Here is a 26,080-nt window from a genome sequence, read left to right as displayed (position 1 = left end):
CGACCTCCTCGTCTTTTCCACTCCGGAAAGAGTCTCTTTCTCGTTCCGCGCTTTTGCCACGGAATATCCGAGCCTACCGTTGTGATCGGCCCCTCAGCACCGAAACCGGGGCGCTATCAACGAGATCGGAGAACGCGACGATGGGTTCAACGCATCGCATTGCCGTCATTCCAGGCGACGGCATCGGCAAAGAAGTCGTGCCGCAGGGAGTTCGAGTACTCGAGGCCGCCGCGGCCGCATTCGACTTCGGACTCGAATTCACCGAGTTCGACTACGCGAGCGCGGACTATTACACGGCGACCGGCGCGATGCTGCCGGACGGCTGGTTCGATGAGCTTGCCGGGTTCGACGCGATCTTCTTCGGCGCGGTCGGCTGGCCCGAGGTTGTGCCGGACCACATTTCGCTGTGGGGCAGCCTGTTGCAGTTCCGGCGGCATTTCGATCAGTACGTCAGTTTGCGACCGGTCCGGTTGTTGCGTGGCATCAGCAGCCCGCTGGCCGGACGGCGGCCAGGCGAGGTCGACTTCTATGTGGTCAGGGAGAACACCGAGGGCGAGTACTCGAGCATCGGCGGCAAGATCTTCGAGGGCACCGATCGGGAAACGGTGGTCCAGGAGACGGTGATGACACGAACCGGGGTCGATCGAATCCTGAAGTACGCCTTCGAACTCGCCGAGCGGCGGCCGAAGCGGCATCTCACGTCGGCGACAAAGAGTAATGGGATTTCCATTACGATGCCCTATTGGGATGAACGTGTCGCTGCCATGGCGATGGACTATCCCGATATCGATGTCGACAAGTATCACATCGATATTCTGACTGCTAATTTCGTGCTGCATCCCGACTGGTTCGATGTTGTCGTCGCGAGTAATCTCTTCGGCGACATTCTTTCCGACCTCGGTCCCGCGTGCACCGGCACCATCGGGATCGCACCGAGCGGAAACATCAACCCCGAGCGGCTGTTTCCGAGCCTTTTCGAGCCGGTGCACGGGTCCGCGCCCGACATTGCCGGAAAGGGGATCGCCAATCCGATCGGGCAGATCTGGAGCGGGGCGATGATGCTCGAGCACCTCGGCGAGCAGGCCGCAGCCGATGCCGTGCTGGCGGCCGTCGAAACGGTACTCGCCCAAGGGAAGCCGGCGCTGACGCCGGACATGGGCGGGGACGAAACGACGGACTCCGTTGGCGGACAGGTGCGCAAGCAGCTCGAGTCCGCGACATCGATGGCCCGATCATGAGTCTGCAAGCCAAGACCTCGCGGTCGTTCACACTGCCGACACTCGACGGAATCCCGCTGATAGTCCCGATCATCCTCACCGCGGGGGTGCTCGCCGCGGGCGTCTTCGACGCCATACCGAAGAACATGATCGGCGGGCTTGCCGTGATCGTCGGGCTCGGCATGCTGCTCGGGCCGCTTGGCAATCGGCTGCCGGTCATCTCGAAGATCGGTGGCGGCGCACTGATCTGTCTGATGGTGCCGTCGGTGTTGGTGTACTTCAGCGTGTTCAACGCGAACACGTTGTCCGCCGTGAACGCCTTGATGAAGGAGGCCAACTTCCTCTACTTCGTCATCAGCACGCTGGTGGTCGGCAGCATCCTCGGGATGAGCCGAAAGGTGATGGTCGGCGGACTGATTCGCATCTTTCCGCCGCTCGTGCTCGGGACGGTGGTCGCGGTGTCGGTGGGGATCGGTGTCGCGATGACGTTCGGATACAGCTTTCATCGGGCGTTGTTCTATATCGTGGTGCCGATTATCGGCGGCGGCATCGGTGAGGGGGTCATTCCGCTGTCCTCGGCGTACGCGTCGGCGTTGGGCGGGGAATCGGGAAGCTATGTCGCGGAACTGATTCCGGCGGCGATCATCGGGAATATCGCGGCGGTCATCCTCGCGGGGCTCTTGCGCAGGCTCGGTGATCGCCGACCGCAGCTCGACGGTGGGGGTCGGTTGGTCAAGGTCGCGGCGCCGGATGTCACTGCGGCCGCGCCGGTTTCGCGGCCCGACATCGCCGCGCCCGGTCGCAATCACGCGCTGGGCGTTCTGCTCATCTGCGGCCTGTTCGTGCTGGCCACGCTACTGGAGCAGATCGTGCACCTGCCCGCGCCGGTGCTGGTGATCATCATGTCGGTGCTCTGCAAGCTGTTCGGCGTCTTCCCCGCCGCCGTCGAGGACAGCGTGCGCGGCATCTACACGGTCATCGCGCGCTACTTCATCTATCCGACCATGATCGGTCTCGGCATGCTGTACCTGCCGTTGCAGAACATCATGGGGGTGATCTCGGTGGGTTATGTGGCCGCCTGCATCGCCGTCGTTGTCGCGATGGCGGCCACCGGATTCTGGGTCGGGCGAGCCATCGGCATGTATCCGGTCGACGCGGCGCTGGTGACGGTGTGTCACAGCGGGCTCGGCGGAACCGGTGATGTGGCAATACTTTCGGCCTCGAATCGGATGAATCTGATGCCGTTCGCGCAGATCTCGACGCGGATCGGCGGGGTGACCACCGTCATTTCGGCGGCGGCGTTGATCAGGGTGTTCGAAGGATGAGGGTGTTGATCGCGCCGGACAAGTTCAAGGGCAGCCTGACCGCGGCCGAGGTCGCGGGATGGCTCGCCCTTGGTCTTGCGAGGTCCGGTGTCGACAGCGTGCGGCTGCCGCTTGCCGATGGTGGTGACGGGAGTGTGGCTGCCGCCGTCGCGGCTGGGTTCGCCGGGCGTTCGTACACCGTCGCGGGTGCTATGGGAACACCGCGGCGCGGCAGGATGGCGGTCCGTGGCGACACCGTCGTCGTCGAGGTCGCGAATACCTGCGGACTGGCTACCCTGCCCGGTGCGCGGAAGCAGCCGCTCGATGCGTCGAGTCTCGGTCTGGGACAGGCGGTTCGGCAGGCGCTGCGGTTGTCGCCGCGGCGCGTGGTGCTGGCGCTCGGTGGCAGTGCGAGTACCGACGGGGGTATGGGACTGCTTACCGCCCTGGGGTTTCGCTTCATCGACGGCTCCGGGCGGATCTTGCCGCCGAGCGGCCGGGCGCTGCTCGATATCGCTGCGATCGATACCTCTGCGGCCGTCCGCTTACCGGCGGTGGACCTTGTGGTCGCCTGTGATGTCACCAACCCGCTGACCGGGCCTGAAGGGGCCGCGGCTGTGTACGGTCCGCAGAAGGGAGCCGATCCGGCAGAGGTGCGGCTGCTCGATCGAGGGCTTCGCCGTATGGTAGAGATGTTGTCCCGCAGCGGTTTTCCCGAGGCGGCGGATCTTGCCGCGACGCCTGGTGCGGGTAGCGCGGGTGGGCTCGGATTCGCAGCTCTGCTGCTCGGCGCTCGCATGACCTCTGGGGCGGAATTCTTCCTCGACCTGCTCGACTTCGATCGTCATTGCGCTGACGTTGACTTGGTCATCACCGGTGAGGGCAGCCTCGACGCGCAGACCGAGCACGGCAAACTGGCCGTGGCCGTCGCCCGGCGCGCGAAACCCATTCCCGTTATTGCCGTTGCAGGACGCAACGAGATCCCCCGAACGCGTAGAACAGGTTTTGCCGACGTCTACGCGCTTACCGACTACACCGATCGGGACACCGCGCGCGATCCCACGCTGACAGCCGACTTACTCGTGCGGATCGGCTGCCAGATCGGGCACTCACGGTTGCTGGAGTCGACCCGCGCTCAGTGATTTCGGCCGCTCAGCCAGGCAGGTCCGCGGTGACGAGCCGGTATCCGAGATCGAGGTGCGGTTGATCGAGGAGTTCGGCGTAGCGGGTGTGCCATGCGCCGGTCTCCAGATCCGCTCGTAGCCGCGACAACCCCTCTCGCAGAAGTGGTTTCGGGGTGAGTGCCAACATCGACATGCCCGCTTGGACTGTCTCGTCGAGATACGCCTCGGGCCTGCGCCAATAGGCGCCCCCGAAGCCGTCTACGCAGTCGTGCGGAACCGGGATGATCTGTATCTCAGGATCTTTCAACAATGCCGTGAGCCGGGTAAGCGAGACGCTGAGTCTCGCATCCGTTTCCGCGGCCGCCGGTAGATAGTCGCGAACCAACCAGAACTGCCGGAACGCCGCGTGATCCCAGGTGAGAATCGCGATGCGGCGCCGGGCGACTCGAACCATCTCGACGATGCCACGCTCGAGGTCGGACCAGTGATGGATGGTGAGCACGGCGAGCGCCGCATCGACCGAGCCGGTAAGCACCGGCAGGTGTTCGGCGGTCGCACGGACCGCCGATGCCGCGCCTGCCGGGCGTTGCGCAATCATCACCTGGCTGGGTTCCACCGCGAGCACCGTCTGGTCCGGCTCGTACGAACCGGTGCCCGCGCCGATATTCAGTACCGTTTCCATGCCGCGCAGCGCATCGGCAATCGCGTCTTCGATGCGCGGATCAGGCTGTCGGGTCAGCGAATACGTCCGACCTGTCGCGTCATAGACGGTCATCGTCGCACCCCGGCGCGGTCAGCAATCCCACGACGACCCCTGGTGGCCGGGGCAGTAGACGAGAATAGTCGGATGAGAAGCCCCGAGGACCAGCTTCCCGCCGGACTCCGTCTTCATGGTGTAGTCAGAGTTGATTTCGTATGCGCCTTGCCTGGTCGGCGTCCACTGCATGGTCGCGATGCCGTTCTGCGTCGGAATCGGGTTGTAACAGGTCGTGTAGCCATTGCCACTGATGCAGAATCTGACCGTCCCCTCCACGGGCGGGGTCGCTGTGACCGTCAATGCATAGGTCGAACCGACCGACCACTGACCATGGTCGGAGGACACCGTCAGTGGCGCGTCATGCCCCACCGGGGGATCCGCGGCAGCGATAGGAGCGGCGAGCACCATAGCCGCGGCGGCCGCCGCGGCACCCAGACCAAGCCGACGCAGACGCCCACTCGTATACGTTGTCATCACAGCTGATTCCCCCTCGATTTTGAAGCTACGTACCGGGCCGCGGCCGAGCCGCACCCACCATGCACACTACCTGCGACATGATCGATCTCACTCGCGAACGACGGCGACGCTTACACCCAGATCCCTTGAGCCGTAAGGTGATTCGCTCAGCACGGGTCGGACATTGCGAAGCTTTCAGAGTAGCTGCGATACCTCCCCCACGACGCACCCTCAGCTGGCGGAGGCCCAGAACAGTGCGTGTCCGGTGTCGCCTTCGGCAACGAACTCCTGGCGGGTGATCGTCAGTCCCGCGCGGGTCAGCCAGTCACGATAGGTGCTGGCATCGGCCTGACTCCACCACATCGTGGCACCGCCGCCGAGCCAGTTGTCGTCGGTGCCGGTCCACGCGGTGTGGCCGGTCGTGCCGACAAACCAGCCGCCGGGCCGCAGCCACGTCGCGATCTTGTTCAGCACGGCGAATTGCTCGTCGAGCGGCATGTGGATGAGCGCGTAGAAGCAGACGACGGCGTCGAACGAGTCGGCGGGAAAATCGAGATCCGCCGCATCGGACCGGATGAATTCGGCCTCGGGCACGAGGTCCCGAGCCCTGTCGATCTGAACCGCACTGATGTCGACACCGACGACGCGTCGTCCTGCCGCGGTCAGGGCGCGGGCGACCGGAAGTCCGGACCCGCAACCGAGGTCGAGGACGACGCCGTCGACCGGGATGTGGTCGCACAACTCCGTCAACCACACCTCGTACTTCGTCTCGGCGCCGTACGCCTCGTCGTAACGAGACGACAGCACGTCGTATCCCAACCGAACGAGTTCCTTCGGGTCGTCATCGACATCCATCAGAGCATCGTCGCACCGCTTGCGGCGGATCGCCGCTCAATATCCGGTCACCGCTTGTCGGAGAGCCACCGGGAGTTCAGCTCGCGCTCGGCGTCCGGCGTCAGCGCGCCGAGGATCCGCAGCCGGGCGATGCCGCCGTCCGGGTAGATATCGACGCGGACGTGGGTGGCCGGTCGGCTGGCCGGTGCGAGGCGGAAGCGGTGCGGGGTGTCGGGCTGGAGGGTGGTTCTGGGGAGCAGTTCGAACCAGGCGGGATCGTCCGTGGGCGGAAGGGGTTCTGGCCCTTGATGATCGATGGCGAGGATCCGAGTCTCCCCCGGGGCGTTGAACAGCAGGTTGCTGGTGTCGAGTTCGATCAGCGCTGGCACGCCTTGGGCGGCGAGTTCGATGACGGCCCAATCGTTTCCGGTGTCGCGGCGGCGCGCGGTCTCCCAGCCTTCGGCCTGGTTGCGGGCCAAGCCGGGCGAGAGCATGTTGTCGGGGGCCGAGTAGAACATGTTGGAGCAGGCCACGGTTCGGGCGCCGTTGTCGAGGGCGGCCAGGTCGACGGTGAGGCCGGTGAGCAGGGTCGGGTCCGGGACCACCTCGCCGTGGACGCGCAGACGGGCGACGCCGCCGTCGGGGTAGATGTTGAGGCGGACGTGGGTGAAGATGCGGTCGTCGGCGACGGGCAGCTCGTGCTTCGCGTCACCACCCAGTGCGCTGCGCGGCACGATTTCCACCCAGTCGGCTGAATCCAGTTGGGACGGTGCCGGATAGCCGGGTGCGCGGCAGGCTTCGATCGAGGTGAAGGGCGGGTAGTTGCCCTTGAACCAGGCGGTGTCGATGACGACGCCGCGGATCACGCCTGGCATGCCGAGCCGGATGATGGCCCAGTCGTGGCCTGGGCCGCGATGGCGGCGGGTCTCCCAGCCGTCGTACTCCTGGCCCTTGGGGCCGAAGGTGTGCTCGGCGAAGCGGGGTTGCCAAGGGTTGATGAGGTTTTCGCGTTCCTCGAACGACTCGTCGCTCGCGGCGATCACACCGGCGCGGTTGGTGCGCAGCGCCAGGTCGGGCAGGCTGGTGAAGTCAGACATTGTTCCCTATCCGGTTGGGGTGCAAGGAGATAAGGCTTCCGGCGGGCGGGTGGCCGTTACCGACGACGCGGCCGCGGAGCCAGGTGGCGTGGACGAGGCCGCGCAGTTCGCGGCCGCCGTAGGGTGTGATCGGATTCTTGTGCGCCAGCGCGCCGGGATCGACGGTGATCGGCGCCCACGGGTCGAAGGCGACCAGGTCGGCGTCGCAGCCGACGGCGATCCGGCCCTTGTGCGGCAAACCGGCCAGTTCGGCGGGCGCGGCGGCCATCCAGCGGACCACATCGGTCAGCCGGAACCCGCGCTCGGCGGCGGCGGTCCACACCGCGGGGAGGCCGATCTGCAGCGACGAGATACCGCCCCATGCGGTCGCGAAATCGCCCTCTTTCAGGTCCGGCGTGCACGGTGAATGGTCGGAGACCACGCACGACAGCACACCGTCGGCCAAGCCCTGCCACAGCGCGTCCTGATTGCCCGCGTCGCGAATCGGCGGGCAGCACTTGAACGCGGTGGACGACGCCTCGGCGGCCGAGAGGGTCAGATAGTGCGGGCAGGTTTCCGCGGTGATCCGGACACCGCGCGCCTGCGCGGCCGCGAGCGGTTCCAGGCAGGCGGCCGCCGAGACGTGCAGGATGTGCGCACGCACGCCGGTCAGTTCGGCGAGCGCGATAACCTCTTGGACCGCAGCCTTTTCCGCTGCTCCCGGGCGCGAATCCAGGAACGCCCGGTACGACCCGTCGACCGGATCATGCAGGCGCACCGGATCTTCGGCGTGCACGACGAGCAGCCCGTCGAACGCAACCAGCTCGCGCATCACCTGCTCCACCTCGCCGAGCCCGAGCGGCGGGAATTCGTCGACCCCGGACGGTGAGAGGAAGCATTTGAAGCCGACAACGCCCGCCTCGTGCAGCGGCCGCAGCGATGCCAGGTTGCCGGGAATCGCACCGCCCCAGAAGGCGACGTCGACATGGCATTGCCCTTCCGCCACAGCCTGTTTCGTCGCCAGGTCGGGCACGGTGACCGTCGGCGGCAGCGAGTTGAGCGGCATGTCGACGATCGTCGTCACCCCGCCGGCCGCGGCGGCCTTGGTGGCCGTGGCGAAACCCTCCCACTCGGTACGCCCCGGCTCGTTCACGTGCACATGCGAATCCACCAGGCCTGGCAGCACGACAAGGTCGGCGAGGTCGGTGGTGGCCGCCGCGGCGAGCACGGCGTCGTAGTCCGCCAGTGCGGCGATCTTGCCGTCCCGCACGGCGATCGAGGCCGCGCGAATTCCCCCCGGCAGTGCGACCCGCCGGGACCGGATAACCAGATCATGCATGAGCACTCGCTCCCAGCCAGGCTCCGGCGATCTCACCGGCGAGCCGTTCCAACAGGGGTCCTGCCTTCGCCATGCAGACCTCGGGGTCGGGCTCGAAGTCGGTCAGCGCGTACGCCTGCTCGATGTGCGCGCGACGCAACTGTTCGCCGCTGAGCGAGCGTTGCCCGGCCACCGCGACGACCGGCACGGCGGCACCCGCCGCGGCCCGCGCGACCCCGACCGGCGCTTTGCCGTGCAGGGTCTGCGGATCGAGGGAGCCCTCGCCGGTGATCACCAGCCGCGCCCCCGCGACCTGCTCGGCGAAGGACATCAGTTCGAGGATGATGTCGATACCCGGCCGCACGGTCGCGCCGAGGAAGGCGAGCGCGGCGTAGCCGACACCGCCCGCGGCGCCCGCGCCCGGCCGGTCCGCGACATCGGCACCGAGGTCGCGTTCGACGATGGCGACCAAACGTGCCAGGCCCCATTCCAATTCGTCGATATCGCCGGGCCGCGCGCCCTTCTGCGGGCCGTAGACCTGTGCGGCGCCGCGCGGGCCGAGCAGTGGGTTGTCCACGTCGGAGGCGACGATCACCGGCACCTGCAGCATGTCGCTGGCATCGATGCGCGCCAACCTGGTCAGCGCCGCAGCGCCGCGGGGCAGCTCGCGACCATGGTCGTCGAGGAATCGGACGCCGAGCGCGGACATCATGCCGACTCCCCCGTCCGTGCACGCGCTGCCGCCGAGCCCGAGCACCACGCTGCGGGCACCGCGGGTGGCGGCCGCCCGGATCAGTTCGCCGGTGCCGTAACTGGTTGCGGTCATGGCGGTTTGGAAGGTCGGCCGAATAGGCAGCCGACGCAGGCCGGACGCTTCCGCGAGCTCGATCACGGCCGCCTCGCCCCTCATCGCGAACGAGGCCGCCACCGGTAACCCCAGCGGACCGGCGACACTCGTCTGGAAGCGGACGAAGCCCGACTCCACGACGGCGTCGACCGTGCCGTCGCCCCCATCGGCCACCGGCATGGTGACGACGGGGATGTCCGGGCGAACCCGGCGGAGTCCGGTCGCGAGGTGCGCGGCGACCTGAGGCGCGGTCAGCGACCCCTTGAACTTGTCGGGGGCGACGACGCAATGTCCATCGCGCCACCCGCCGCGCACCGCTGTCGAGAGCGAAGCGTCCGGCCCGCTCACCTGCCGCCTCCGACCGGTTCCGGTTCCGGTTCGATGGCGACGGTGGCTGTTGGCGCGTCCGCGGCGGACAGCGCCAGTTCCTCGAATTCGACGATATTGTCGATTTCCAAGCCCATGGACACGTTGGTGACGCGTTCGAGGATGCATTCGACGACCACCGGCACCCGATGCTCGACAATCAGCTTCTTCGCATCTTCCAAGGCCTGGCCGATGTCTTGGGGATCGAAGACACGAATTGCTTTGCAGCCCAGCCCTTCCACCACCTTGACGTGATCCACACCGTAGCCACCGACCTCGGGGCTGTTGATGTTGTCGAAGTCGAGCTGCACGTAATAGTCCATGCTGAACGCCCGCTGTGCTTGCCGGATCAGACCCAGGTACGAGTTGTTCACCAGCACATGGATATACGGAATGCCGAACTGCGCGCCGACAGCCAATTCCTCGATCAGGAACTGGAAGTCGTAATCGCCCGAGAGTGCCACCACTGTCGCGTCCGGATCGGCCGTTGCGACACCGAGTGCCGCGGGCAGGGTCCAGCCGAGCGGCCCGGCCTGGCCCGCGTTGATCCAGTGTCGCGGTTTGTAGACGTGCAGCATCTGTGCCGCCTGGATCTGAGAAAGACCGATAGTGCTGACGTAACGGGTTTCGGGTCCGAACGCCTTGTTCATCTCCTCGTAGACCCGCTGAGGTTTGATCGGCACGTTGTCGAAATGGGTTTTGCGTTGACCCAGCTGCTTTCGTGCCCGCACCTGCCCCGCCCAATCACCGCGATCGGGCAACTGTCCCGCCGCGGCGAGTTCGCGAGCGACCTCGATGAACACCTTCAGCGCCGCACCGGCATCCGAAGTGATGCCGAAGTCCGGAGCGAAGACTCGACCGATCTGAGTCGGCTCGATGTCGACATGCACGAAAGTGCGGTCCTTGGTATAGGTCTCGACACCACCGGTATGCCGGTTGGCCCACCGATTACCGATACCGAGCACGAAATCCGATTCGAGCATCGTGGCATTGCCATAGGGATGTGAGGTCTGCAGCCCAACCATCCCCGCATACAGCGCGTGATCGTCGGGGATCGTGCCCCAGCCCATCAAAGTCGGCACCACAGGAACACCGGTCAACTCAGCGAACTCGACAAGCAGCTCCGCAGCATCGGCGTTCACGATGCCACCACCCGCGACGATCAGTGGACGCTCAGACGCATTGAGCATCGCGATCGCCTTCTCAGCCTGAACCCGCGTCGCGGCCGGGCGATGCACCTGCAACGGCTCGTAGGTCTCGATGTCGAACTCGATTTCAGCGAGCTGCACATCGATCGGCAGATCGATCAACACCGGTCCCGGCCTACCCTCACGCATCAACCGGAACGCCTTCTGAAAAGTACCCGGCACCTGCGCGGGCTCCAGCACAGTGACCGCCCACTTAGCAACCGGCCCAGCGATCGAGGCGATATCGACAGCCTGAAAATCCTCCTTGTGCAACTTGGCCACCGGCGCCTGACCAGTGATACACAAGATCGGAATCGAATCCGCACTCGCCGAATACAACCCGGTGATCATATCCGTACCCGCAGGACCCGAGGTGCCGATGCACACACCGATATTGCCTGCAGTAGCACGGGTATAACCCTCGGCCATATGCGAAGCAGCCTCGACATGACGAGCCAGCACATGCTTGATCCCGCCATGCGCGCGCATCGCACTATAGAACGGATTGATCGCCGCACCAGGCAGACCGAACGCCTGTGTCGCGCCTTCCTTTTCGAGAATCAACACCGCGGCATCCGCGGTACGCATCCGTGCCATGTCAACCCTCCTCGTTCTGGCGTGTACTGCGTGACCGCATCGGGTGCAACACCGCACTGTCGGCAGGTTTGTCGCTGCGAATCCAGCCGTCGGGCAGCCGGATACCGCATTCCTCGTGGAGCGCGAGCGTTTTTGGCATGGCGTGCACCCTCATGCTTCGCCCTTGCCCGACAGCGCCTCCGCGACCAGCAGCAGCCCGGAGTGGTCCAGCGAGCCGTAGCCCATGGCCCTCGCCGCGGCGATGAGCTGGGCGGTCAGCGCGCCCATGGGGATGGCCACCCCGGCCTCGCGGGCGGCCTGCTGGATGATGCCCATGTCCTTGTGATGCAGGTCGATTCGGAAGCCGGGCACGAAGTTGCGGGCGAGCATGGTCTCGCGCTTGAGCTCGAGGATCTTGCTGCCCGCGAGCCCACCGGCGAGCACGTCGAGGCCCTTGGCCGCGTCCGCGCCCAGGTTCTCCATCAGCAGGATCGCCTCGGCGACAAGGGCATACGTGCCACCGACGACGAGCTGGTTGGCGGCCTTGACGCATTGGCCAGCGCCGTGATTGCCGACAAGCGCGAAGGTCTTGCCCACCGTCTCGAAGATCGGTGTGGCGGCGGCGAAGTCGGCCGCGGACCCACCGACCATGATCGACAGGGCCGCGTTGATCGCACCGTTCTCCCCGCCACTGACCGGGGCGTCGAGCACTCGGAGCCCGTTCTTCTTGCCCTGCTCGGCGGTCCACTTGGCGGTCTTCGGGGTGATCGTGGAGAAGTCGATGTAGAGCGTGCCGGGGACGGTGTGCTCGACGATGTCGGGGAAGACCTCCTCGATCTGCTCGTCCTGCGGCAGCATCGTGATGACGATGTTCTTGTCCCGGACCGCCTCGGCGACACTGGCGGCCGCGGAACCGCCCGCCTCCTTGAGCTTTTCCAAACCCTTGGGACCGATGTCGTACCCGGTTACCTCGTGCCCGGCCTTGACCAGGTGCCCCGCCATCGGGCTGCCCATGATCCCGAGGCCGATAAAACCGATCTTGCTCATTTCATCCACGTCCAATCAAGCTCGGGGTCTTTGTATTCGAGGCCGATCCAGCCGTCATAGCCAGCGGCGCTGAGTGTTTCGAACAGCGTGTCGAAGTCGAGATCGCCCGTCCCCGGACGGCCGCGACCCGGATCATCGGCGATCTGTACATGGCCGATGTACTGCGCGTAGCTCTTGATCACCTGAATCAGGTCCTCGTCCATGCGGGCCAGGTGGTAGAGGTCGCAGAGGAAGCGCACGTTCGGCTCGCCGGTCTGCTCGAGCACGCGCACGGCCTGCTCGGCGCGCACGATCGGATAGTGCGGCGACTCATGGGCATTCAGCGCCTCGACCAGCACGGTGGCGCCGATCCGGGCGGCGGCGCGAGCGGCGAGGCGCAGGTTCTCCAGGGCGAGATCGTCCTGCTCGACCGGGTCCTCGCCCGCGATGCGGTTGCCGTACAAGGCGTTCAGCGCGCGGCAGCCGGTGCGTTCGGCGATCCCGACCGCCACCTCGATATTGTCGCGGAACCGGGCGATCTCGCTGGGGACGGAAACCAGGCCGCGACCCACCGGAATCAGATCGATGAAATTCAGTCCGACCAACCGCACACCGGCATCATCGATCGCGCGAACGAATGCATCGATCTCTTTATCGCCCGGCGTCGGATCTTCCCCGAAGGGCCACCAGAATTCGACCGCTTCGAACCCGGCGTCTTTGGCAGCGGCCGGACGCTCGAGCAATGGCAGGTCGGTGAATAGAATAGAGCAATTGACGTCGAATTTCGGGAGACCGGACTCCCCTTCGTAATGCTTCACTCAGCTCCTTCGCGGTATTTCTTCCAGCTGCCGATGCGGGTGATGTCGATGAGTTCCGGGTACGACGTCGGCGGTCGGCGCAGCACCATCGACAGGACCGAGCGGCCGTCGTCCAGCTCGATCGCGCCGAGCTCCAGCTCGGGCGGTTCCGCAGGTAGGAGGTGTTCGCGGAGCACGTCGAGTGGCACGTCGAACAGTTCGCCGGTGATCGAGTAGCCGCCGTCCGGCGACGGGTCGAGACCGGGAAAACGGTCGCCGACCGAGAAGAATCGGTAGCGCGGAGCGGTTTTCGCTTCACCGGCGAACGGCGCACCGTTCAACAGATGGTTGAGCGGCCCGCCGCGCATGGCGGAACCGTTCAGGAAAATCAACGGCATTATCGGGTCCTTTTGTGTCGAATTTAACCAAGTATGCAGGGATTACGCGGTATCGGGATAGATGAGATCAACCCAAAGCTGCTCGATCATTCCGAAGTCGATTTCGTATGATGCTCCAGCCGAACGCTTTCACCAGGTGGGAACTAAGTCCCGGTGGATCGGCCCGTCGCTGGTCGTCAGCGACCGCGTCGAGCCGCCGCGCCGAACAGCGACGATCTCCGCCGCGATGGCAACGGCGGTCTCCTCGGCCGTGCGCCCGCCGAGATCCAGTCCGATCGGCGAATGCAGCACGGCCAGTTCGGCTTCCGAGAGACCAGCGGCACGCAGACTGGCCATCCGCTGATCATGGGTGCGTCGCGACCCCATCGCGCCGACGTAGGCGACGGGGAGCCGTAATGCCTTCTCCAGCAAGGGGATATCGAACTTGGCGTCGTGCGTCAGCACGCACAGCACGGTCCGGGAGTCGACCTCGGTGCGGGCCAGGTAGCGGTCGGGCCACTCCACGACAACCTCATGAGCGTCGGGGAATCGCGCCTGCGTCGCGAACACCGGGCGGGCGTCGCAGACGGTGACGCGATAGCCGAGAAACCGGCCGATCCGCGTCACCGCCGCCGCGAAATCTATTGCGCCGAAGACGATCATGCGCGGCGGCGGCACGTAGGATTCCACAAAGACCGTGCTCTCCCGCTCGCCGCAGCCGATGACCCGCACACCGGTAGCGCCTACCTCGAGCATCGCCCTGGCTTCCGCGGTTACCACCGGATCGAAACTCGCCCCGAGTGTCCACCACGGCCCCAAAGCCATTGCGGCGCCGGTGTTCAGGTCGCGGACGAGTGCCACCGGCTCGGCGGATCGCAGCAGCGCCTCGATCGTGTCGTACTCGTCGGGGGTGATCGGCTGGATGAACACCTCGATCGTGCCCCCGCAGGTCAGTCCGACGGCGAACGCGTCGTCGTCGCTGTACCGGAAGGTTTCGCGCATCGACTGTCCGGTGCGCAGTGCCTCGCGGCAGAGCTCGTACACGGCCCCCTCGACGCAGCCACCGGAAATGCTGCCGATGACAACGCCTTCGGTGTCCACCGCGAGGGCGGCGCCCGGCGGTCGCGGCGCGCTGCCGCTGACGCCGATGACGGTGGCGACGGCGTAGGACTTGCCCGCCGTGTGCCATGGCAGGAGTTCTACCGCGAGATCACGCATGGTTCTTGTTCGCCGTTCTATCCGCCGAGCAGTAGTTCGATGGCCGCGATACCGAAGTAACCGGCGAACACGACGCCGACAACCCAGATCAGCCAGTGGATTTCGCGGAACTTGCCGCGCGCCGCCTTGATCACCACGTAGGCGATGACGCCGGCGCCGACACCGTTGGTGATCGAGTAGGTGAACGGCATCAGCACGATGGTCAGGAAGGCCGGTACCGCGACCTCGAGGTCGGCCCAGTCGATCTTGCGGGCCTGGGTCATCATCAGCGCGCCGACCAGCACGAGTGCCGGTGCCGCGGCCTGGATCGGCACCACCGCCGCCAGCGGCGTGAACAGCACTGCGAGACAGAACAATCCACCGGTCATCACGCTGGCAAGTCCGGTACGCGCACCCTCACCGACGCCCGTCGCTGACTCGACATACACGGTATTGCCCGCACCGCCGCTGATCCCGCCGATGACCTGCGCGACACCATCGATGGTCAGCACCTTGCCGAGGCCGGGCATGGTGCCGCGCTCGTCGAGCAGTCCCGCCTCGTCACAGACCCCGAACACCGTGCCCATGGCGTCGAAGAAGCCGGTCAGCACCAGGGTGAACAGCACGGCGCCCGCGACAATCCCACCCGCCCTTGCGAATCCGCCGAACAGGTCGACATTGAGCAGCAATCCGAAATCCGGCGCGGCGAAGAACCCCTTCGGCGTCTCCGGCACCACCGGCCCCCACGTCTTCGGGTCGATCTTCGTCAGCGCGTTGACCGCGATGGCGAGCACCGTGGCGATGGTGATGCTGATCAGGATGGCGCCGGGCACCTTGCGGATGAACAGCGCCAGCATGACCAGCAGCCCGACGGCGAAGATCACCACGGGCCAACCGACGAGGTGACCACCGGTACCGAGGGTGACCGGCGGGCCGGTCTGCGAACCGTGGCCGACCACCCCGGCCGACACCAGGCCGATCATCGCGATGAACATGCCGATCCCGACGCCGATGGCATTCTTCAGCGACAACGGGATGGCGTTGATGATCATGGTGCGCAGGCCGGTCGCGGCCAGGATCACGATGATCACACCCATCAGCACCACCAGGCCCATGGTCTGCGGCCAGGTCATGTGCGGGGCCGCCTGAAAGGCGACCACCGGAACCACACCGAGCCCGGCGGCAAGGGCGAGCGGAACATTGCCGACGAGGCCCATCAGGATGGTGCTGAGCCCGGCCGAGAACGCGGTCGCTGTGGTGAGTTGGGCGATGCTCAGGCTGTTGCCGTCGATGTCCTGCACCCCGCCGAGGATCAGCGGGACGAGCAGGATAACGTAGGCCATCGCTACGAAAGTGGTGATACCGCCGCGGATTTCGCGGGAGATGGTGGTCTTGCGGGTGCTCAGCCGAAAGTATCGGTCGAGCGGGGACCTTCCGGTGACCGGCTCCGGGACGGAGGAGTGGGTCTGGACTTGGGTCATGGCGTGCCCTCCTCGGGGCATGGCCGACCTACGAACCGGTATCAGTGGCCGGATCGCGTGGTTCGGTTCTGCTGTTGTGGGGTCTGCGCTCTCGTGTCGTGTAGACGATGCCCGGCATGCGAGACACAACCCCTGTTGATCAACTGCTCCGGATGATGTCTTCCGGACGCACCGGCACACGGTTGATGTGCACGGTTCCTCCCGCGGATCGGCATGCGTCCCGAATGGCCGAGACGATCGCGGGAGTCGAGGAGAGTGTGGGTGGCTCTCCGGCGCCACGCAGCCCGTATGGGGCGTGCGGGTCGGCGTTTTCGAGAATCTCCAGCCGCTGTGGCGGCGTATCGAGAATCGTGGGGATCAGGTAGTCGGTGAAGGACGGGTTGAGCACCTTTCCGTCGCGGACTTGTATTTCCTCCATGACCGCGAGGCCGAGGCCCTGGGCGGAGCCGCCGTGGATCTGGCCCTCCAGCGACAAGCGGTTCATGATCTTTCCGACATCCTGGACGGCGTCCAGGGCGACGACCTTGACCAGGCCGAGTTCGGTGTCGACATCCACAACGGCCCGGTGCACGCACAAAGCGAGCTGGGTGTGGCTGTTGCCCTGGCCGGTAACGGGATCCATGCCCGTGGTCGGCTTGTGGTGGTATTCCCTTGTCTCCTCGATGATTTCGTCACCGAGCAGGTCGACGAGCGCGATGTGCACCTCGCCGGTGCGGGAGACCACCTTGCCGCCCACCAATCGAAGGTCGGCGGTGGCGCCGAAACGTCCTCGGGCGAGGGCGAATACGCGCGTTCGCACCGCCTCGCACGCGGTCTTCACCGCGCCGCCGGTCATGTAGGTCTGCCGGGATGCGGACGAGGAACCGGAGTCGCCGACCTGGTTGTCGGCCGGGTGAATGGTGACCCGCTCGATGCCGAGTTCGGTGCGCGCGATCTGCGCCTCGACGGTGACCAGCCCCTGGCCGACCTCGGCCGCGGCGGTGTGCACCAGCGCGACCGGTTCGCCGCCGATGACCTCCAGCCGCACCCGGGCGGTCGACAGGTCGTCGAAGCCTTCGGAGAAGCAGATGTTCTTGATGCCGACGCCGTAGCCGATGCCGCGCACGACGCCCTCGCCGTGCGTGGTCTGCGAGGCGCCGCCGGGTAGGTTGCGGATGTCGGAGGCGTCGAGCGGCGCGGGCAGCGGCATCGCGCGGGCCTGACCGAGCATCTCGACCATCGGCATCGGCGCGTGCACGATCTGACCGGTCGCCAGCTTCGAGCCCTGCGCGACGGCGTTGACCTGACGGACGTGGATCGGGTCGAGATCCAGGGTCGCCGCGAGCTTGTCCATCATCGACTCGTGCGCGAAACACGCTTGCACCGCACCGAATCCGCGCATCGCGCCGCACGGCGGGTTGTTGGTGTACACACCGTAGGCGTCGATCTTGATGTGCGGAATCTCGTACGGGCCGAGCGCGAGTGAGGACGCGTTGCCGGTGACGTTGAGCGTCGCCGAGGTGTACGCGCCGCCGTCGAGCACGATCTGCACCTCGGCGAAGACGATCTTCCCCGCGCGGGTCGCGCCGTACTCGTAGCGCATCTTCGCCGGATGCCGGTGCACGTGCCCGAAGAACGATTCCTCGCGGTTGTACATCATCTTGATCGGCTTGCCGGTGTACAGCGCGAGCATGCCCGCGTGGATCTGCATGGACAGGTCCTCGCGGCCGCCGAACGCGCCGCCGACGCCGGCCAGGGTCATCCGGATCTTGTCGTCGGGCAGGCCGAGACAGGGGCCAATCTGTTTGAGGTCGTTGTGCATCCACTGGGTGGCGACGTAGAAATCGAGTCCGCCATCCTCACCCGGCGCGACCAGGCCAGCCTCCGGGCCGAGGAACGCCTGGTCCTGGATGCCGACCTCGTACTCGCCGGACACCACCACATCGGAGAGCGCGCGCCCGACCGCGATATCGCCGACCCGGACGGGCTGGTGCCTGGCGATGCCGCCGCGTTCCTGCACCTTGTTGGCCTCGGGGTCGGCGACCACCGCGAGCGGATCGGTGATGGGGGTCAACACCTCCCACTCGATGGCGATCACCTCGATCGCGCGGCGCGCGATCTCCGGATGGTCGGCGGCGACGAGCGCGATCGGCTCGCCGTGGTGGCGGACCTCGCCGATGGCGAGGACCGGCTGGTCCCAGGTGTGATCGAGGCCGTAGACGTTGCGGCCAGGCACGTCCTCGTTGGTGAGCACGGCGTACACACCGGGCAGTGCGAGCGCCTGGCTGATATCGATGCTGACGATGCGGGCGCGGGGATGCGGGCTGCGCAAGGTCGCGCCCCACAGCATGCCGTCCATCCACAGGTCGGAGGCATAGGCGAACTCGCCCTTGACCTTCAGGGTGCCGTCGGGGCGCAGCGGGCTCTCGCCGATGCCGCCTTTACCCGGCGCGGCGACCTCGCCGGGGAACCGCGTCGTGCGTGCGGTGGTCATCGCTTCTCCTCTTTCCGGCGCGGGCTAGTACAGCCCTTCGACAACGTCGTCGGTGTGCACATCGGCCGAGGAACCCGGCTGATGAACACGCCGCGCGCCGAGCGTGGGTGCGGTGTCGTCATGGCCGTCCCCGCATCAGTCGCTGGTGGGCGTTGGCGCCCGCTCGGCCGATCGCGTCGTGCGAGACGGTGCGCAGTTCGTCGTTTTCTACAACGGTGCGACCGCCGACGAGCAGCCTGGCCAACGGTGGCGTCGGCCCGAAAACCAGTGCGCAGACCGGATCTTCGACCGCGGCCCGGAACCCGTCGACCCGCCACATCGCGATATCAGCGAGCTTGCCGACCTCGAGGCTGCCGAGTTCCTGCTGGCGGCCGAGATTGCGTGCGCCGCCGAGGGTTCCGATCTCCATGGCCTGCCGGGCGGTGAGCGCGGTCGGCCCGTGCACGGCCCGCTGGAACAGCATGGCCTGGCGCATCTCCCCCGCCATCGAGGTCAGTTCGCTCGACGCCGCGCCGTCGACGCCGAGGCCGACCGGTGCTCCGGCACGCAGCAATTCGGAGACGCGGGCGATGCCGGCGCCCAGGCGCGCGTTGGAGCTCGGGCAGTGCGCCGAGCCGGTGCCGGTCTCGGCGAAGCGGCGGATATCGGCGTCGTGCAGGTGCACCGCGTGCGCGAACCACACGTCCTCGCCGAGCCAGCCGAGCTTCTCCATGTATTCGACCGGGGTGCAACCCATCTGCTCGCGGCAGTGCTCTTCCTCGTCGAGCGTCTCGGCGAGATGGGTGTGCAGCCGAACGTTCTTGGTGCGTGCCAGGAGAGCGGCGTCGGTCATCAGACCCTCGCTCACCGAGAACGGCGAGCACGGCGCGACGGCGACGCGCAGCATCGAGTCGAACGACGGATCATGGTACTTGTCAATGGTTTCCGAGGTGTTGATCAGGATCTCGTCGCGATCCTCGACCACCTCGTCCGGCGGCAGGCCACCATCGGACTGGCCGCGGTCCATCGAGCCGCGGCACGGGTGGAAGCGGATGCCGAGTTCGTGCGCGGCGCGGACCTCGGCGTCGAACAGGTCGCCGCGGCCCTTCGGGAAGACGTAGTGGTGATCGCTGCTCGTGGTGCAGCCGGTGAGCGCGAGCCAGCCCAATCCCGCTGCGGCCGCGCCGTATACGACATCGGCGTCCATGCTCGCCCAGGTGCGGTAGAGACCGGTCAGCCATTCGAACAGCGTCGAGTCCTGGAACAGGCCCTGGCTGGCCCACTGGTAGAGGTGGTGGTGAGTGTTGACCAGGCCGGGGGTGACCAGGCAGCCGGTGCCGTCGATACGTTGCGCGTCGGGCACGATGGGTGCCGTTCCCGCGCCGAGGGATTCGATCCTGCCGTTCGCGATGACGAGGTACCCGGACGCGATCTCCGGACCGACCACCGGTGCTATATAGGCATTTTCGATGACAGTCTTGCGCCAACCCGTCGCCCGGCCGCCACCCCGCACCGAATCGCTGCGCGATGCTGTGTTCATGCTCCCGCCTTCCGCTCGGCCGCCAGGCGCACGGCATCCAGGATCTTCTCGTATCCGGTGCAGCGGCACAGGTTTCCGGCCAGCGCCTCGCGGATCTCCACGTCAGAGGGATCGGGGTTGTGTTCGATCAGGTCGTGCGCCTGGATGATGAGGCCCGGTGTGCAGAAACCACATTGGACCGCGCCCGCTTCGACGAACGCCTGCTGCATCGGATCCAGCTTCGCGCCACGCGCCAGGCCCTCGACGGTCCGCACCGAGCGGCCCTCGGCCTGCCCGGCCGCGACCAGGCAGGAACACACCGGCGTGCCGTCCAAATAGACTGTGCAGGAACCACATTCGCCCTGTTCGCAGGCATTCTTGGAGCCGGGAAGGCCCATCCGCTCGCGCAGCATGTAGAGCAGGCTCTCGCCCTCCCACACGTCGTCGACGGTCTCCGTGGCACCGTTCACGTCGAAGGTCACGCGCATCAGGCTGCCTTCCTTTCTGTTAGGTAGTCCGTCCATGCCCAGCCCAGGGTGCGGCGGGCCAGCACCGACAGGGCGTGCTTGCGGTAATCCGCGGTGCCGCGCACGTCATCGATCGGTTTGGCGGCGGCCGAGACGAGCGCGCCGAACTCGCGCAGCACCCGCTCGGTCAGCGGGGCGGGATCGTGCCACGGCAGTTGCGTGGCCAGGAATTCCTCGGCGGGTTCGGCGCGCAACGGCGTCGGACCGGACGAGCCGATGCCGGTGCGCACCGTTCCGCTGTTCGGATAGAGCGCGATGGCGAACGAGCAGACCGCGATCACCATGGCGTTGCGGGTACCGACCTTCGAAAAGTACTGCGGCCCTTCGGCGGGCGGCAGCCAGACCGCGCTGATCAGTTCGTCGGCTTCCAGGGCGGTCTTGCGCACCCAGATGTAGAAGTCGTCGATCGGGATCATCCTGGTGCCTCGGGCCGCCGACGCGACCTCGACCACCGCGTTGCCGGCGAGCAGCGCGGGATGGGCGTCGCCGGCCGGGGACGCGCCACCGAGGTTGCCGCCGACGGTGCCGCGATTGCGGATCTGCGGCGAGCCGACGGTGCGGGAGGCCTGGGCCAGGCCGGGCAGCTGACTGCCGAGCCGGTTGATGATCCGGACGTACGGCACGCCGGAGCCGATGCGGATCTTGCCGTCGATCTCCTTGTAGTCGAACAACTCTCGGCACGGGTTCAGGTCGAGCAGCGCGCTCGGGCGACCCTTGTCGAAGTTGAGTTCGACCATCATGTCGGTGCCGCCCTGAATGGGCGTGGCGTCCGGACGGCCTGCTTTGATGTCGAGGGCGTCCGCCCACGAGGTGGGTCGTAGGAAATCCATCGTCACTCCCACGCCGGACCGGCGGCGGGCGCGTCCTCGCGCAACACGGTGCCCTCGATCAGGCCGTAGGGGCGATCGGCGGCATAGAAGACCTCGTTGTCGTTCGCCAGTCCGAAGGCGGACAGGTCGACGACAAAATGGTGCTTATTGGGCAGCGACAGCCGGACCTCGCCGATCTCCGGGCAGGTGTTCAGCACTCGCTCGCCCATCGCGTACAGGGTCTGCTGCAGTGAGTAGCTGTAGGTCTCGGCGAATGCCTCCAGCAGCGCGCGCCTGGCCTCGCGGTAGGTCTTGTCCCAGTCGCTCGGCTCGCCGGTGAAGCGCCACTCCGCGTTGACCTCGGTGGCGAGGACGCGGTCGTAGGCCTCCTTCAGCGTCGTGTACTTGTCCTTCAGGTAACCGTGGAACTCCGAACCGGTGGAGTTGAGCACCACCAGGCCCTGCAAACCCGCGACAACCCAAGCCTTTTCGCCGTCGTAGTGCACCCGCGCGGTGCGGGTCTCCTGGCCGGAGCGGACGAACGAATGCTGCTCAGTGCTCGCGTCGAGCACGATGCGCTCCCAGGCGTACTCCTCGATGCTGACCCGCGCGTGGTGAATGGTCGGCTGCGAATCGACGAAATGCCGTGCCAGCAATACACCGAACGCCTCGGGCGAGGTGATGCCGTGCTCCTTGGCGAACGCGAAGACGGTGTTCTTCTGCGTGTCCGTCGTCAGCACCGCGCCGTTGTCGCCGGTGCGGTGCACGTCATCCATGTCGCCGGAGAGGGCTACCCCGACATTGAGATCGCGGATCTCGTGCACTCCACCGTTTTTCGTCGCGCTGACGACATGGGTCTCCGCTTTGCCATATCGGTTCGGTCCGAGCTTGATCGACATTGTTCAGCTACCTCGATAGGTGGAGTAGGAATACGGACTGAGCAGCAGCGGCACGTGATAGTGCGCGGCCGGGTCGGCGACGGTGAAGTCGATGGCGACCGAGGGGTAGAACGGGCTGATCTCGCCGGTGTCGAAAGTCAGCCGGTGCGTGCCGGTTTCGGGAGCGGGCAGGTCTTTGACGCGGCCGTCGTCGTCGGTGTGCCGCTCGGCGAGCACCGTTCCGTCACCGCGCGAGAGCTGAACCCGCAGCCCCGCCGCGGGGCGGCCGGTCACCGCGTTCAATACGTGGGTGGACAGACTCACCTGTCCCCCAGCAGCTTTCGTACGCGCAGCCGGGTGATGTCGGCGAGTTCGCTCTGCACCTTGATGCGCTCGTCGAGCACCGAGTTCGCCAGGCGCTTACGCAGCTCGGTGAGCATCTCCTCGGCGCTGCGGCCGGTGGCGCGGATCAGGAAGACATGGCCGAAGCGATCCTCATAGGCCAGGTTGCCGGCGGCAAGTTCTGTACGCACCGCGGCATCGGCGGTTGCGGCACCGGACTGTTCGCCGCGCGACCACGCGGCCTCCCGCTCGGATAACTCCGCCTTGGCCCGGTCACCGATGCGCGGATGCGCCGACAGCGCCTCCTCGACCTCCGGCCAACTCAGCTCGCACACCGCGGCAACGGCCGCGGCCACGGCGCTCGCGGCGTCGGGATAGGGCCGGGATGCCGCCACCTTCTGCGCCCACTGCCGGGACGCGCAGCAGGTCAGCAGTTCCTGCTCGGCCCGGTCCGGCGGCAACGAGTTGAGCCATCCGATGTCGCCTGCCATCTGATCTCCTGTCGGGGTTCGCCACTCTGTCCCGCAAGTACACCCGCCGGGGAACACCGCAGCTAGAAACGAGAAATCTGAACTGTGCGAGAGTTCACACCGAAGTCTTTGTGCGAATGTCCAAGGGCGTTTACCAGGGGGGCGACTGTTAGCCTTCGCACCGTGCGCCTTCGATCACTGCTGACCATGGCGGACCTGGGGCTCGAGCTCGTCACCGGCGAGGAAGAGCTGGACCGGTTCGTGCGTTGGGTGGTGACCACGGACATGCTCGATCCTGGTCGCTACCTGTCCGGCGGGGAGCTCGTGCTCACCGGCCTGCAGTGGCGGCATGATCCCGCCGACAGCGAGGTGTTCGTCAGAGCGCTCGCCCAGGCCGGGGTTGCGGGGATGGCCGCGGGTGACGCCAGGTACGGCGGTGCGCCGCCGGACGTGGTCGAGGCCTGTCGCAAGCATCGGATTCCGCTGTTCACGGTGCCGGAGACGGTGGCGTTCGCCGCGGTCACCGAGCAGATCACCCGCAATCTGTCGACCGGGCGGGCCGCAGATCTGACCGCGATCCTCGACCGGCATCGCCAGCTCGTCTCGGGGGCCGGGCTCGGGTCGGTGCTCGACCTCATCGAACGCGATCTCGGCATGCGATGTTGGGTGGTGTCGTCGACCGGGCGGGCGGTGGCCGGGCCTGGCACGCCGCCGCCGGTCGAGGTGACCACCGCGTTTCTCAGTGCCCGTCGGCTGCCGTTTGCGTTTCTGCATGAGGGCAGCCGGTTTTCCCTGTTCGCGGTCGATGAGCATCGGACCTCGCGAGCCGCGGACTGGTTCCTGGTGTTCGAGGGGGACTACACCGAATGGCCCGAGGAGCGGCGCGCGCTGGCCGGTGAACTGGCCGCGGTCGTGTCGCTGGAACGCGCCCGACAGGACGATCGGCAGAGCGCCGAGGGGCGGCTCGCCCAGGAACTCATCGAGCTGATCGTGTCCGACGCGAAACCGACGGAGATCATCTCGCGGCTCGAACTGACCGGCCTCGGGCCCGCCGAAACCTATATCGCGGTCGCGGCCGCCGCCGATGACACGTTGCGGCCCGGTGAGTTACGCGTGCTGCTGCGCGAAATCCTTTACGGCAGAAGGCCAGCCGCGGGGGTGGTGGACGGCGAGGCGATCGCACTGATCCCCGCAGGCCCGGATACCCCGGTGATCGACGAAATCAACCGTGCGGTAACCGCTTTGGAGCCCGGACTACGCGGCAGCCGACTATCGGTCGGCGTCAGTGGTGTCGTCGACGGCGAGGGCCTGCGCGGCGCGGTCGAAGAAGCTCGCTACGCGCGCCGGATGGCCGCGGGCCGACTACAACCCGCCAGCGTCGTCGGCCACGACGAGCTTGCCACCCACATGCTGCTGCTCGCCTCGGTCCCCGACGAGGTCCGCCGCATGTTCCGCCTCCGCCTGCTCGACCCCCTCACCACCTACGACCAGGACAACCGCGCCGACCTGGTGCACACCCTGGAAACCTTCCTCGAGGTCTCCGGCTCCTGGACCAAATGCGCCGATCTCCTGCACGTCCACGTCAACACCCTGCGCTACCGCATCCAGCGCATCGAAGAACTCACCGGCCGCGACCTGTCCCGCCTCGAAGACCGCGTCGACTTCTTCCTCGCCCTCGCCCTGCGCTGAGTCGCACGCGGGTCCGCCTGACAGTCAACGACTTTGGCCTCGGCTACGTTTCCGCGGTGCCGACCTGGATGATCTTGCCGAGACCGAGGCGGGTCATCAGGTCCTGATGCAGGATACGGAGCAGGTCGGCCAGGTCGGCCTGCTGCGCTGCGGTCAGACTCGAGAGCAGGTCGAGCTCGCGGCCGAGCACCTGGTCGACCAGTCGTTCGACCTCGGCGTGTCCGGCGGGAGTGAGCGCGATGACCACGCCGCGCGAACCGTCGTCCAGTGTGGTCCGGGTGACCAGGCCGCTTGCCTCGGCGCGGCCGACCCGCTGGGAGATCGCGCCGCCGGTGAGCATGGTGCGTTCGGCGAGTTGCCGGGTGGTCAATCGATACGGCGGGCCGCTGCGGCGCAGCACGCTGAGCAGATCCAGCGTCGCCGCGTCGGCCTGTTCAGCGACGAGCACCCGGCGCCGGTCGTCACCAAAAGCCTTGGCCAGATGCCATATTCGCGTTACGACGCCGATGCTGTCGACCGGGGTTCCCGGCCGCTCACGGAGCCACGCGAGCGCGATAGCGTCGACCGGATCATTGTCGTCCATGCCACTCCTCGGTTGCGTTTAGGCCTAAATGAAGTCTACGTTTAGGTCTAAATGTACTCGATAAGGGAGATCGACATGGGACGCAACATCGTAGTGACCGGCGGAGCCACCGGGATCGGGCGGGCGATCGCGCGCATCTTCGCGGCCAAGGGCGACTCGGTGGTGATCACCGGTCGCCGGGCCGAGCCGTTGCACGCGACAGCCGAGGAAATCGGCGCGACGGCACGGGTCTGCGACGCGACCGATCCGGCGCAGATCGAGGCACTGGTCGCCCAACTCCCCAGCGAGATCGACGTGTTGGTCAACAACGCGGGCGGCAATACCGACTTCGACACGGACGCACCGACCGACCTGCGGGGGCTGGCCGACGCCTGGCGGGCCAACCTGGACGCCAACTTGATCAGCGCGGTATTGATGACCTCCGCGCTGAGCGAGCGACTGGCCACCCCGGGGGCCGTGGTGAACATCGGCTCGATCGCCGCGGACAAGGGTGCGGGCGCCTACGGTGCGGCCAAAGCCGGACTCGCCTCGTGGAACACGCAACTGTCCGCCGAGCTGGGACCGCGCGGCATCACCGCGAATGTCGTTGCCCCCGGCTACATCTCGGATACGGAGTTCTTCCGCGACAAGCTGACCGACGAGCGCCGCGCCGCACTCATCGCCGCCGCGCACACCCGCCGCCCCGGCGTTCCCGAGGATATCGCCGCCGCAGTGCACTACCTCGCCTCCCCCGCGGCCCGGCAGGTGACCGGTCAGGTGCTCGCGGTCAACGGCGGCGAACGCACCACGCGATGAGTGGCGAAAACGGGGCGCGGCGCGCGGCGTAAGGCGGGCAATAGGGGCGATCCGGGCAACCGGGAGGGTAGGGGCT

The 26,080-nt window shown here is 66.7% G+C and carries 25 protein-coding genes; 5 read left to right on the top strand and 20 right to left on the bottom strand.

What is annotated here, in order from left to right; all coding sequences use genetic code 11:
• Positions 1 to 140: 140 nt before the first annotated feature.
• Genes OG203_RS44905 through OG203_RS44895 form a run of 3 tightly spaced genes read left to right on the top strand, consistent with a single transcriptional unit; the run spans position 141 to position 3,663 of the window.
• Complete coding sequence (locus OG203_RS44905; RefSeq protein ID WP_405163295.1) at positions 141 to 1,238, top strand: tartrate dehydrogenase; 1,098 nt, start codon at positions 141 to 143, stop codon at positions 1,236 to 1,238.
• Complete coding sequence (locus OG203_RS44900) at positions 1,235 to 2,542, top strand: 2-hydroxycarboxylate transporter family protein (RefSeq protein WP_405163294.1); 1,308 nt, start codon at positions 1,235 to 1,237, stop codon at positions 2,540 to 2,542. Before OG203_RS44905 ends, OG203_RS44900 begins: the two co-directional genes overlap by 4 nt.
• Positions 2,539 to 3,663 (top strand): glycerate kinase, encoded by a 1,125-nt coding sequence (locus OG203_RS44895; protein WP_405163293.1) that lies wholly within the window; start codon positions 2,539 to 2,541, stop codon positions 3,661 to 3,663. The genes OG203_RS44900 and OG203_RS44895 overlap by 4 nt, the downstream gene beginning before the upstream one ends.
• A gap of 10 nt (positions 3,664 to 3,673) precedes the next feature.
• Here the strand turns inward: OG203_RS44895 and OG203_RS44890 are convergent, their stop codons facing one another.
• From OG203_RS44890 to uraD, 19 genes are all read right to left on the bottom strand, one after another.
• The gene (locus OG203_RS44890; RefSeq protein ID WP_405163292.1) at positions 3,674 to 4,420 is read right to left on the bottom strand and encodes a class I SAM-dependent methyltransferase; all 747 of its coding nucleotides are present in this window, start codon (positions 4,418 to 4,420) and stop codon (positions 3,674 to 3,676) included.
• Between the two features lie 18 nt (positions 4,421 to 4,438).
• Positions 4,439 to 4,876 (bottom strand): hypothetical protein, encoded by a 438-nt coding sequence (locus tag OG203_RS44885; protein WP_405163291.1) that lies wholly within the window; start codon positions 4,874 to 4,876, stop codon positions 4,439 to 4,441.
• A gap of 213 nt (positions 4,877 to 5,089) precedes the next feature.
• On the bottom strand, positions 5,090 to 5,713 hold the full coding sequence (locus OG203_RS44880; RefSeq protein ID WP_405163290.1) for a class I SAM-dependent methyltransferase: 624 nt from the start codon (positions 5,711 to 5,713) through the stop codon (positions 5,090 to 5,092).
• A 47-nt stretch (positions 5,714 to 5,760) separates the two neighbouring features.
• Complete coding sequence (alc, locus tag OG203_RS44875) at positions 5,761 to 6,789, bottom strand: allantoicase (RefSeq protein ID WP_405163289.1); 1,029 nt, start codon at positions 6,787 to 6,789, stop codon at positions 5,761 to 5,763.
• A complete protein-coding gene (gene allB / locus OG203_RS44870) occupies positions 6,782 to 8,107 on the bottom strand; it encodes an allantoinase AllB (RefSeq protein WP_405163288.1) in 1,326 nt (441 codons plus the stop codon). Before allB ends, alc begins: the two co-directional genes overlap by 8 nt.
• Positions 8,100 to 9,281, bottom strand: coding sequence for a glycerate kinase (locus OG203_RS44865; protein WP_405163287.1), 1,182 nt, complete (start codon positions 9,279 to 9,281; stop codon positions 8,100 to 8,102). Before OG203_RS44865 ends, allB begins: the two co-directional genes overlap by 8 nt.
• On the bottom strand, positions 9,278 to 11,083 hold the full coding sequence (gene gcl / locus OG203_RS44860) for a glyoxylate carboligase (protein WP_405163286.1): 1,806 nt from the start codon (positions 11,081 to 11,083) through the stop codon (positions 9,278 to 9,280). The genes OG203_RS44865 and gcl overlap by 4 nt, the downstream gene beginning before the upstream one ends.
• A 150-nt stretch (positions 11,084 to 11,233) precedes the next feature.
• Positions 11,234 to 12,109, bottom strand: a complete 876-nt coding sequence (locus OG203_RS44855; protein WP_405163285.1) for an NAD(P)-dependent oxidoreductase — start codon at positions 12,107 to 12,109, stop codon at positions 11,234 to 11,236.
• Positions 12,106 to 12,906, bottom strand: a complete 801-nt coding sequence (locus tag OG203_RS44850; protein WP_405163284.1) for a hydroxypyruvate isomerase family protein — start codon at positions 12,904 to 12,906, stop codon at positions 12,106 to 12,108. The genes OG203_RS44855 and OG203_RS44850 overlap by 4 nt, the downstream gene beginning before the upstream one ends.
• Positions 12,903 to 13,283: a gamma-glutamylcyclotransferase gene (locus tag OG203_RS44845; protein WP_357383995.1), complete on the bottom strand. Its 381-nt coding sequence runs from the start codon at positions 13,281 to 13,283 to the stop codon at positions 12,903 to 12,905. Before OG203_RS44845 ends, OG203_RS44850 begins: the two co-directional genes overlap by 4 nt.
• A 129-nt stretch (positions 13,284 to 13,412) precedes the next feature.
• Positions 13,413 to 14,480 (bottom strand): XdhC family protein, encoded by a 1,068-nt coding sequence (locus OG203_RS44840; protein WP_405163283.1) that lies wholly within the window; start codon positions 14,478 to 14,480, stop codon positions 13,413 to 13,415.
• A gap of 17 nt (positions 14,481 to 14,497) precedes the next feature.
• Positions 14,498 to 15,940 (bottom strand): NCS2 family permease, encoded by a 1,443-nt coding sequence (locus tag OG203_RS44835; RefSeq protein ID WP_405163282.1) that lies wholly within the window; start codon positions 15,938 to 15,940, stop codon positions 14,498 to 14,500.
• A 139-nt stretch (positions 15,941 to 16,079) separates the two neighbouring features.
• Positions 16,080 to 18,413: a xanthine dehydrogenase family protein molybdopterin-binding subunit gene (locus OG203_RS44830; protein WP_405163281.1), complete on the bottom strand. Its 2,334-nt coding sequence runs from the start codon at positions 18,411 to 18,413 to the stop codon at positions 16,080 to 16,082.
• 118 nt (positions 18,414 to 18,531) lie between these two features.
• Positions 18,532 to 19,932 (bottom strand): 8-oxoguanine deaminase, encoded by a 1,401-nt coding sequence (locus OG203_RS44825; RefSeq protein WP_405163280.1) that lies wholly within the window; start codon positions 19,930 to 19,932, stop codon positions 18,532 to 18,534.
• Positions 19,929 to 20,399, bottom strand: a complete 471-nt coding sequence (locus OG203_RS44820) for a (2Fe-2S)-binding protein (protein WP_405163279.1) — start codon at positions 20,397 to 20,399, stop codon at positions 19,929 to 19,931. The genes OG203_RS44825 and OG203_RS44820 overlap by 4 nt, the downstream gene beginning before the upstream one ends.
• Positions 20,399 to 21,268 carry an FAD binding domain-containing protein gene (locus OG203_RS44815; RefSeq protein WP_405163278.1) on the bottom strand — a complete coding sequence of 290 codons (870 nt, stop codon included), beginning with the start codon at positions 21,266 to 21,268 and terminating at the stop codon, positions 20,399 to 20,401. Before OG203_RS44815 ends, OG203_RS44820 begins: the two co-directional genes overlap by 1 nt.
• 2 nt (positions 21,269 to 21,270) lie before the next feature.
• Positions 21,271 to 22,146 (bottom strand): factor-independent urate hydroxylase, encoded by an 876-nt coding sequence (gene pucL / locus OG203_RS44810; protein ID WP_405163277.1) that lies wholly within the window; start codon positions 22,144 to 22,146, stop codon positions 21,271 to 21,273.
• Between the two features lie 3 nt (positions 22,147 to 22,149).
• Positions 22,150 to 22,449, bottom strand: coding sequence for a hydroxyisourate hydrolase (uraH, locus tag OG203_RS44805; RefSeq protein WP_405163276.1), 300 nt, complete (start codon positions 22,447 to 22,449; stop codon positions 22,150 to 22,152).
• Positions 22,446 to 22,958, bottom strand: coding sequence for a 2-oxo-4-hydroxy-4-carboxy-5-ureidoimidazoline decarboxylase (gene uraD / locus OG203_RS44800; RefSeq protein WP_405163275.1), 513 nt, complete (start codon positions 22,956 to 22,958; stop codon positions 22,446 to 22,448). The genes uraH and uraD overlap by 4 nt, the downstream gene beginning before the upstream one ends.
• Positions 22,959 to 23,120: 162 nt before the next feature.
• Here uraD and OG203_RS44795 point away from each other — a divergent pair, with 162 nt between their 5' ends.
• A complete protein-coding gene (locus OG203_RS44795; protein ID WP_405163274.1) occupies positions 23,121 to 24,626 on the top strand; it encodes a PucR family transcriptional regulator in 1,506 nt (501 codons plus the stop codon).
• Between the two features lie 43 nt (positions 24,627 to 24,669).
• Here OG203_RS44795 and OG203_RS44790 read toward each other — a convergent pair whose 3' ends face one another.
• Positions 24,670 to 25,209, bottom strand: coding sequence for a MarR family winged helix-turn-helix transcriptional regulator (locus tag OG203_RS44790; protein ID WP_405163273.1), 540 nt, complete (start codon positions 25,207 to 25,209; stop codon positions 24,670 to 24,672).
• Positions 25,210 to 25,284: 75 nt separating this feature from the next.
• Between OG203_RS44790 and OG203_RS44785 the strand changes: the two genes are divergently transcribed.
• Complete coding sequence (locus OG203_RS44785) at positions 25,285 to 26,004, top strand: SDR family NAD(P)-dependent oxidoreductase (protein WP_405163272.1); 720 nt, start codon at positions 25,285 to 25,287, stop codon at positions 26,002 to 26,004.
• Positions 26,005 to 26,080 lie beyond the last annotated feature (76 nt).

The sequence above is a fragment of the Nocardia sp. NBC_01499 genome, assembly GCF_045040275.1.
GTDB lineage: Bacteria > Actinomycetota > Actinomycetes > Mycobacteriales > Mycobacteriaceae > Nocardia.
The sequence above is the reverse complement of the archived record's forward strand: the minus strand, read 5'-3'. Positions and strand labels throughout refer to the sequence as shown.